We start from the raw sequence: 8,776 nt of genomic DNA on the forward strand, positions 1-8,776 counted from the left end.
TTTTTCGGGAGGGCTAACTATGCTCAAGACTAACTTTTCTTTGAGTGATGACCTTACACCGCTTTCGGTTTCCGATCTTCCGCTCGTCGTCCATCCCGGCAAGGTGCATGTCCATTGGGCCGAGACCGCCCACGCCAAGCGCTTCGACATTCTGGCCCGCGTCCGCGACCGCCTGCACGTCGCGCTGCGCTGTCAGAGCTGCGGCGACGTCCATGTGTCGCGCGTTTCTGTGGTGATGACTGCACAGCCCCTCTGCCCGCACTGTGTCGAATCCCGCTGGCGTCAGACGGCCCTGACAGCTGGACTGACCTGGCGCGGTCGAGATCCGGAACACCGCCACTACGCATACTATGGCCTGCCGTGTGGCCACGACGTGCGCCGCCAAGTCAGCTTTGTTGAACGTGTTGCCTCTGGCACCGTCGCCATCCGCTGCGAGAACTGTCTTGTTCATCGTGAAGAGGCCGAAGCTTCTCGTTTCGGCTGGCAGCGCATCGGGCGCGACCCTCAAGGCAATGCAAACTACCGCCTCTACCGTCACGGCTGCGGCCACGAACAGCGGATCGCGGTGGCGAACCTGCGCTGGGGCCAGTGCGACTGCGCCGGTTGCGGCGAATCTTGGACAGCTAAACCGTCCTACATCTACTTGCTCGACATCCGTCACCCCCAGACCAAGAGGCACTATCTCAAATTGGGATATTCTTCTCATCCCGTAAAGAGACACAAACACCAGTTAGGACTTCCTAAAAATGCTACCGTCGAGGTGCTCCGGGTCGTGGCCATGCCTACTGGCCACGACGCCTGCGCCCACGAGAAGGCCGCCCATGCCCGCCTCAGCCGGCAGCATCCGGAAGCTTTGGTTCCCAACTCGGAATACCAAGCTTTCATGAATGTGGTGTCCGAGATCTACAGGCCTGTGTCGCTTTCCATCCTTCAAGATACACTTGACCGGATCGAAGTCGAGATCACGGATGCCGTTCGTATCCGGAATTCGGATACGGCCGCTGCCCCGCCTCAAACCACGTCCCGCATCCATACGGACGCCCGGAACAACCCGGAATCGCAGTCGTCCACCGCTTTGAACAATCGGTCTCCGGCACGCGGCCAACCACGGCGTAGGCGGCGTCCCATGACCGATCCACGCGACCCGAATCCGATCCTGCGTCGCCATTGGGGCCTCACCAGATAAGGCCTGTCGCCACGGTGCGTCCGGATCGCAATCTACCACTTATCGGCGTCTCCGGATGCGTGGAGCATCTCAGCTCATAGCCGCTCTGCAGGGCGATCCGGAATCCGGACCGCGCCGCCCCATGCGACGGCGCCCACCAGTGCTGATCCCGGATTCCGGGTGCCCCCGGATAAAACACGCCTGAACCAGACAAACGTCCGGATCTGCGCGCGCCGTCCCATCTGCACCGCCGCCGCACCTATTTCGCGGGATCACGGCCTCCCTCTGCGGGCCGCCCCTCCGCCATCCGGAACAACGGATGGCCTACCCCCTCATACTCGCAATCCTGCCATGACTCAGACAAACGCAAACACGAACAAGACCGCCAAACCTGAATCCGGAACCCTCAATCATCCCTCTTGGGGGCCCTTTGCGCGTCACGCCATCCGCCGCCTCGCAGCAGATCTGACGGACCGGCTGAGCTCATCGTGGGATCCGTGCCTCGACCCGGAAGACATGGACCTGCCCGAACTTCTGGAGGCCGCAATGTCGCCTCCGGGATCGTCTATGCTGAATGCTTTGGACGCCAGCCCTGTCGCGCAGAACATCTCACCCGAAGAATTTGACGCTATTGCGGAGGCCGGCGGCGATCCCGCCGCAACCGCTTCGGATGGAAAGTCGCAACCTGGAATCCGGCTCCCCGCGGGCAAGCTCTTCCCGCTCCTGCGCCTCGCCGCCAGTATTGGCAGCCTCAGCGATCGCGACGCCATGCTGACGCCAGGCGCGATCACGATGATCGAACGCGTTCCGGATGATCTCATCACACAGCTCAATCGGCTCATGCAGCATTTTCTCCCGCCGGACATGTCCGTCGCTCTGTCTCTTGGTCGCCTGCCACGCGATAAGCCTTATCTCCTGCTGCTCAGCCCGGACATCCTGAACAACAAAGTCTCTGAACGTGCCGTGAGCGCATTTACGGCTGATCTCGCGCGCGCTGTCGACATGCGCGCCCCGATCGTGGTCCTTTGGCCAGATGAGGCGACTGTGCCCGCCATGCTGCAGCAATCACTTATCCAGCGCCGGACATATGCGCCTCTGTCGATCGACATTCTGATCGCTGCCTTGCGGGCCACCCATAGTGCGACGGGCCGTATCGACGAGACCGCGGTGCGCACGGCCCTCTCGAACGATCGAGAGATTTCGGGCCTTGATGACCTGTCACTGAGCCTCGCAATGCGCGCACCTACCGCAAAGGCCGTCGCCGAACGGCTCGCGACGCTGACAAACAAAGCCCCGCGCGCCCCGGCTGACGGCCCTTGGCTCGAGGACATCCATGGCGACACGCCGGCGCTGCTCGGCGCGCGCCAGATCGTGCGCGACCTGCGCGCATGGAAGACCGGCGAAGTGGCTTGGCAGGACCTGACGAGGACGCTGCTGCTCTACGGCCCACCCGGCACCGGTAAGAGCTGGATCGCGCGCGCGATGGGCAATAGCGCAGGTTTCTCGGTTGTGACGGGGACATTCGGCGCATGGCAGGCCGCCGGCCATCTGGGCGACATGCTGCGCGAGATGCAGCGGACTTTCCGCGAGGCCCGCTCGAAAGCACCAACTGTGTTGATCATCGACGAGATCGACGCTGTCGGCTCGCGCGAAGACCCCGAACAGCACAATCGCAGCTACCGCACTCAGGTCATCAATAGCTTTCTCTCAGAGATGGACGCGATTGCACGCGAGGAAGGCGTCGTTGTCGTGGGCACCAGCAATCACCCCGAGATGATCGACCCCGCGGTGTTGCGCGCGGGACGTTTCGACATGCGCGTCAACGTGCCCCTGCCCGATGTCGAAGGGCTCTACAGCGTCTTCCGGGCGTGCCTGCCAGACTGGCGTGAAGCCGATCTGCGCGATCTGGCGACGCGCGCCGCCGGCTGCTCCGCTGCCGATGTCGACGCGGCGATCCGGCAGACGCGAGCAATGGCCCGTGGGGCGAAGCGGGACATGACCCTTTCAGATCTCCAGCAGGTATTTCGGCTCACCCATGACCCCGCCATCGACCGCCGCGTTGCCTTGCATGAATGCGGCCATGCCATCACCTGTGCCGCGCTGGATCTCGGGCCTGTCAAACGGGTGTTCCTCGCCAGAGAGGGCGGTGGCGGCACCGTGCTCGAAGCCTCAGCCAAGCACGGCGTATTGCAGGACATGCAGGATCACCTGGCGCAACTGCTGGCCGGGCGTGCCGCCGAACGCCTCGTGCTTGGTGACATCTCGGCCGGTGCGGGCGGCGGCGCAGATTCCGACCTGTCCCATGCGACAAAAATCGCAACGTCGATCCAGATGCGCTATGGGCTGGGCGCTCAAGGACCGGTCTGGACCGAAGATCCCGAGACCCAACTTGTCCTTGATCCCGATATGCTGTTTCGGGTCAGACGCGAACTTGAAGGCGCCGAGAAGCGCGCCATGCAGATCCTCAGCACCCATCGTGCCCTCCTCGCAGAGATGGCTGAGGCCTTGGCCGCGTCTCGCGACATGGACAGTGTCGAGGCAGAAGGCTGGCTCGCAAGGGTCCAAGGTGGGACGCCGGCCCAAAACCCAGACATGCACGCCGAACCGCTTGCGCAATAGCGACAGCTATATGGCGTGTGCGCGGGCGATCACGCGGGACCTTGTCTGACTCTCACCTGCGCAAACAAACCAACAAAAAAGGCAGTAAGACGGCGGCATCGACCGCCGGTTAAAACCAAAAAATCAAAAGACGGCGCTGCTGCGGCGGGCTAAGCCCGCCGTCCACTCCATCCCCCGAAGAATAAAAAAGAAAGAGAACAAAGAGAACAAAGAGAACAAAGAACTCAAAAACTAAAAGACCCATAAACGCGTCAGCCTCACGGCGCGCCGATGCAGCCAAATCAACGAAGAGCAGGATCCGCGCAAGAGAGAGATACGGGCTGTCTCAGATCGTCGGCGGCCCCTGACGCGATGTCCCGCATTCTGGAGCCCGACATCGCCGACCTACCGTAATAAACGTAAGCAGGGTCGACAAACGCCCGGCGCGCACGGGTGACGGCGGTGTCTGACAGTGCAGGTCAGGACAAAACGCGCGGCCGGACCAATTCACCCTGTCCGCGCGTTCCCAAAATCCGGATAATTCGCGCCCGATGGTCGACTGCGCCCGGCTGACGGCCCGCACGGTGCTCCGGATGCGTTCGGCGCGCTAGCCCATAAGCCGCCTCCGATCCCGACTAACCCTCTTGAGGATGAGATTTACGTATTTTCAGTTAGTTATCCACATCCATGAGCCCTGATATCCGTGTTTTCCGCTGAGAGAGCCCCATCCCATGCCTTATGATCATCTTAACAGCCGTCGGATCACCGATGGCACACAGGATCATCATCAGCGAACGCCGACGGGCTATGCCCTCCGGCGCAGGGAGCAACTCGGCCCATGGCGCGAGACCGGAGAGATATTGCCACGAAGGACGGCGCCACGCAGTCGGCCCCTGCCCCCGTGGCATCTCCGATCGACAAAGCCCTTGCCGGTAATCGGATCGCCGATCACCATCGCGACCAATTGCTCACCCTCGTCCGGGCGCTGGCCCGCGATGCCGCACGCGCCGATCACGCCGCCGAGGGCGACAATCTTTGATGTGACACTTCTGCCGCTTGGGGAGACCGCCCATGACCATGCGCGTTGCAATCTACGCCCGTTATTCTTCGGACCTGCAAAACGCAGCGTCGATCGAAGACCAGATCCGGCTCTGCCGAGAACGCGCCACGCGCGAAGGCTGGCAGATCGTTGGCAGCTATGAGGATGCAGGCCTCTCCGGGTCGAACATGATCCTACGCCCCGGTATCCAGCGCCTTCTACAAGACGGGCGCGCGCATCGTTTTGACATTGTGCTCTCGGAAGCCCTCGATCGTCTATCGCGCAACCAGGCCGATATCGCCACAATCTACCAGAACTTGTCCTTTGCAGGCGTAGACATTCTCACGCTCGCCGATGGCCGGGTAAACGAGATGCATATCGGGCTCAAAGGCACGATGAACGCCCTGTTCCTGAAGGATCTCGCCGCCAAAACCCATCGCGGTTTGCGCGGGCGGGTCGAGGCCGGCAAATCCGGCGGCGGCAATGCCTATGGCTATCGGGTGCTGCGACATTTGACCGAAGATGGCGAGATCAAACGGGGCGACCGCGAGATCAACGAAGATGAAGCCGCCGTAGTTCGGCGGATTTTCACGGCCTATGCAGAGGGGATGTCTCCCAACCGGATCGCTGATCAGTTCAACCGTGAAGGCGTCCCAGGCCCGCGCGGTGGCAAATGGGACAAGTCCACCATCCACGGCAATTCCAAACGCGGCACCGGCATTTTGAACAACGAGATCTACATCGGCCGTCTGGTGTGGAACCGCCAGCAGTTCGTCCCTGATCCGGTTTCAGGCAAGAGGCAAGCACGTCCCAATCCGGAATCTGCCTGGATCATTACGGACGTCTCAGAGCTACGCATCATCGAGCAGGACCTTTGGGACCAGGTCAAGTCCAGGCAGGAAGGCCGTAAGATCGAACAGACCGACCGCGAGGCTTGGGAACGGCGCAAGCCGCGCTTCTTGCTTTCCGGCCTCGTCAAATGCGGCGGCTGCGGTGGTGGCTTCTCCACCATCGGGAAGGATCGCTTCGGTTGCAGCAACTCACGCAACAAAGGCACCTCGGTCTGCACCAACCGCACCGGCATTTCCCGGCAGGAGCTGGAGGGTAGGATACTGACCGCCCTATCGGATCGGCTGATGGATCCGGACCTGTTGAAGGTGTTCGCCGAAGAATACATCGCCGAGCGCAATCACCTGGCCGCACGCCACACCGATGACCGCGCGGTGAAGGAGAAGGAGCTGGCGAAGGTCGTCAAGGACCAAGACGCCCTGGTAAACGCCCTGCTCTCCGGTCTTCCGCCCGAGCGGATCAAGGCGAAGATGGAGCAGCTGGAGATCCGTCAGAAACAGTTGGAGCGGGACCTCGCCGCAGCCCCTGCCCGGAATGCCGCCGTGCGGATTCATCCGAAGATGGCCGATACCTACCACGACCGCATCCGGGGGCTGATCGCCGGACTGACGGACCCGGATCAGGAGAGCGAGGCGCGGGAAGCGATCCGGAGCTTGATCGATAAGATCGTGGCGATGCCGGTGCCGACGAAGGGCAAGCGGATGAGCCTTGATCTGACGCTCCACGGCGATCTTGCGGGTATTCTGGCCTTGAGTCTTGGCGCGGACTTGATGTCTGGACAACAAAAAACCGTCTGCGAACAGACGGTTACAGAAAGTATAGAATTTCTGGTTGCGGGGGCAGGATTTGAACCTGCGGCCTTCAGGTTATGAGCCTGACGAGCTACCGGGCTGCTCCACCCCGCGTTGTTGGGATTTTGATCGTATTGAGAGAGAGAAGATGCTTCTTATCAGGTCTGGCGGTGACTTACTCTCCCACGACTTAAGTCGCAGTACCATCAGCGTAGCCGCCCTTAACTTCCGAGTTCGGGAAGGGATCGGGTGTTTAACGGCCACTATGGCCACCAGACCGGGAAAGAAGCATCATTTTTGTTGTCAAGTATACTGATTTGTATGATTTTTTGATTTGGTTGAGCTATTTCTGGATCAAACCAAGCCTATTGGACGATTAGTACTAGTCAACTGAATGCATTACTGCACTTACATCTCTAGCCTATTGACGTGATGGTCTTTCACGGTCCTCAGGGATACCTTGTTTTGAGGGGGGCTTCACGCTTAGATGCCTTCAGCGTTTATCCTGTCCGAACATAGCTACCCAGCACTACCGTTGGCACGATAACTGGTCCACCAGTGGTCCGTTCACCCCGGTCCTCTCGTACTAGGGGCAACTCCTCTCAAGTATCCTACACCCACGGAAGATAGGGACCGAACTGTCTCACGACGTTCTAAACCCAGCTCACGTACCTCTTTAAATGGCGAACAGCCATACCCTTGGGACCTGCTCCAGCCCCAGGATGAGATGAGCCGACATCGAGGTGCCAAACGATGCCGTCGATATGGACTCTTGGGCATCATCAGCCTGTTATCCCCAGCGTACCTTTTATTCGTTGAGCGATGGCCCTTCCACTCGGGACCACCGGATCACTATGGCCGACTTTCGTCTCTGCTCGACTTGTCAGTCTTGCAGTCAGGCTGGCTTATGCCATTGCACTCGACGACCGATTTCCGACCGGTCTGAGCCAACCTTCGCGCGCCTCCGTTACACTTTGGGAGGCGACCGCCCCAGTCAAACTCCCCACCACACAGGGTCCCGGATCCGGATAACGGACCGCGGTTAGACATCAAGCAAAGCAAGGGTGGTATCTCAAGGATGGCTCCGCAAGGACTGGCGTCCCTGTTTCAATGCCTACCACCTATCCTGCACATGCTTGGCCTGATGCCAATGTGAAGCTGGAGTAAAGGTGCATGGGGTCTTTCCGTCTAACCGCGGGTAGCCCGCATCTTCACGGGCAGTTCAATTTCGCTGAGTCTATGTTGGAGACAGCGGGGAAGTCGTTACGCCATTCGTGCAGGTCGGAACTTACCCGACAAGGAATTTCGCTACCTTAGGACCGTTATAGTTACGGCCGCCGTTTACTGGGGCTTCAATTCAAGGCTTGCACCTCTCCTTTTAACCTTCCAGCACCGGGCAGGCGTCAGACTGTATACGTCGTCTTACGACTTCGCACAGCCCTGTGTTTTTAGTAAACAGTCGCCACCCCCTAGTTTGTGCCCCCGCCCAATAGTTGCCTACTGAACGGGCCTCCTTCTCGCGAACTTACGGAGGTATTTTGCCGAGTTCCTTCAACATAGTTCTCTCAAGCGCCTTGGTATTCTCTACCAGTCCACCTGTGTCGGTTTAGGGTACGATCTTATGGAGGGCTATTTCCAGGGACCTCTGAGCAGCCCAATCAATCCGATAAGATTGAACTACCTTTGAGATCCGTCACCATCTCCTGGCCCAGGAATATTAACCTGGTTCCCATCGACTACGCCTTTCGGCCTCGCCTTAGGGGTCGGCTTACCCTGCTCAGATTAGCTTTAAGCAGGAACCCTTGGACTTTCGGCGAGAGGGTCTCTCACCCTCTTTGTCGCTACTTATATCATCATTCTCACTAGTGATCTCTCCACCGGATGCCTCACAGCCCGGCTTCACAGAAAGCGCCTTGCCTCCAAAACCTTCTTGCGAAGGCTGAAGAGGCATTGCGCTATGTCACACTACGCTCTGCTACCGCGTGCATAAATGCACACCCTAAGCTTCGGCTCATGGCTTGAGCCCCGTTACATCTTCGCCGCAGGACAACTTAATTAGACCAGTGAGCTGTTACGCTATCTTTAAAGGATGGCTGCTTCTAAGCCAACCTCCTGGTTGTTTTGGTCGTCCCACCTGCTTTCCCACTTAGCCATGAATTAGGGGCCTTAGCTGTAGGTCAGGGTTGTTTCCCTCTTCACGACGGACGTTAGCACCCGCCGTGTGTCTGCCAGATATTACTCCTCGGTATTCGGAGTTTGGTTAGGATCAGTAAGTCTGTGGGACCCCATTACCCATCCAGTGCTCTACCCCCGAGGGTATTCGTCTGACGCTCT

4 protein-coding genes, 1 tRNA gene and 2 rRNA genes (1 of these 7 cut by a window edge) are annotated in these 8,776 nt (G+C 59.5%); 4 read left to right on the plus strand and 3 right to left on the minus strand.

What is annotated here, in order from left to right; all coding sequences use genetic code 11:
* Positions 1–19 precede the first annotated feature (19 nt).
* The 4 genes from KVU_RS07505 (at position 20) to KVU_RS07520 (ending at position 6,523) form a co-directional block, all read left to right on the plus strand.
* Positions 20–1,186, plus strand: coding sequence for a hypothetical protein (locus KVU_RS07505; RefSeq protein WP_013384749.1), 1,167 nt, complete (start codon positions 20–22; stop codon positions 1,184–1,186).
* 330 nt (positions 1,187–1,516) lie between these two features.
* Complete coding sequence (locus KVU_RS07510) at positions 1,517–3,784, plus strand: AAA family ATPase (protein WP_236953068.1); 2,268 nt, start codon at positions 1,517–1,519, stop codon at positions 3,782–3,784.
* An 880-nt stretch (positions 3,785–4,664) separates the two neighbouring features.
* On the plus strand, positions 4,665–4,802 hold the full coding sequence (locus tag KVU_RS07515; RefSeq protein WP_156771219.1) for a hypothetical protein: 138 nt from the start codon (positions 4,665–4,667) through the stop codon (positions 4,800–4,802).
* A gap of 32 nt (positions 4,803–4,834) precedes the next feature.
* Positions 4,835–6,523, plus strand: a complete 1,689-nt coding sequence (locus KVU_RS07520; RefSeq protein WP_013384751.1) for a recombinase family protein — start codon at positions 4,835–4,837, stop codon at positions 6,521–6,523.
* Here the strand turns inward: KVU_RS07520 and KVU_RS07525 are convergent.
* From KVU_RS07525 to KVU_RS07535, 3 genes are all read right to left on the minus strand, one after another.
* Positions 6,480–6,556, minus strand: a tRNA-Met gene (locus tag KVU_RS07525). The genes KVU_RS07520 and KVU_RS07525 overlap by 44 nt on opposite strands.
* Before the next feature lie 48 nt (positions 6,557–6,604).
* Positions 6,605–6,719 (minus strand): 5S ribosomal RNA (rrf, locus tag KVU_RS07530).
* A 78-nt stretch (positions 6,720–6,797) separates the two neighbouring features.
* Positions 6,798–8,776 (minus strand): 23S ribosomal RNA (locus tag KVU_RS07535); it runs 858 nt beyond the window's last position.

The organism is Ketogulonicigenium vulgare WSH-001 (genome assembly GCF_000223375.1).
Lineage (GTDB): Bacteria > Pseudomonadota > Alphaproteobacteria > Rhodobacterales > Rhodobacteraceae > Ketogulonicigenium > Ketogulonicigenium vulgare.

Coding starts and splice junctions, on each gene's coding strand:
- KVU_RS07505 (WP_013384749.1), top strand. CDS start 20: ATGCTCAAGACTAACTTTTCTTTGAGTGATGACCTTACACCGCTTTCG.
- KVU_RS07510 (WP_236953068.1), top strand. CDS start 1,517: ATGACTCAGACAAACGCAAACACGAACAAGACCGCCAAACCTGAATCC.
- KVU_RS07520 (WP_013384751.1), top strand. CDS start 4,835: ATGACCATGCGCGTTGCAATCTACGCCCGTTATTCTTCGGACCTGCAA.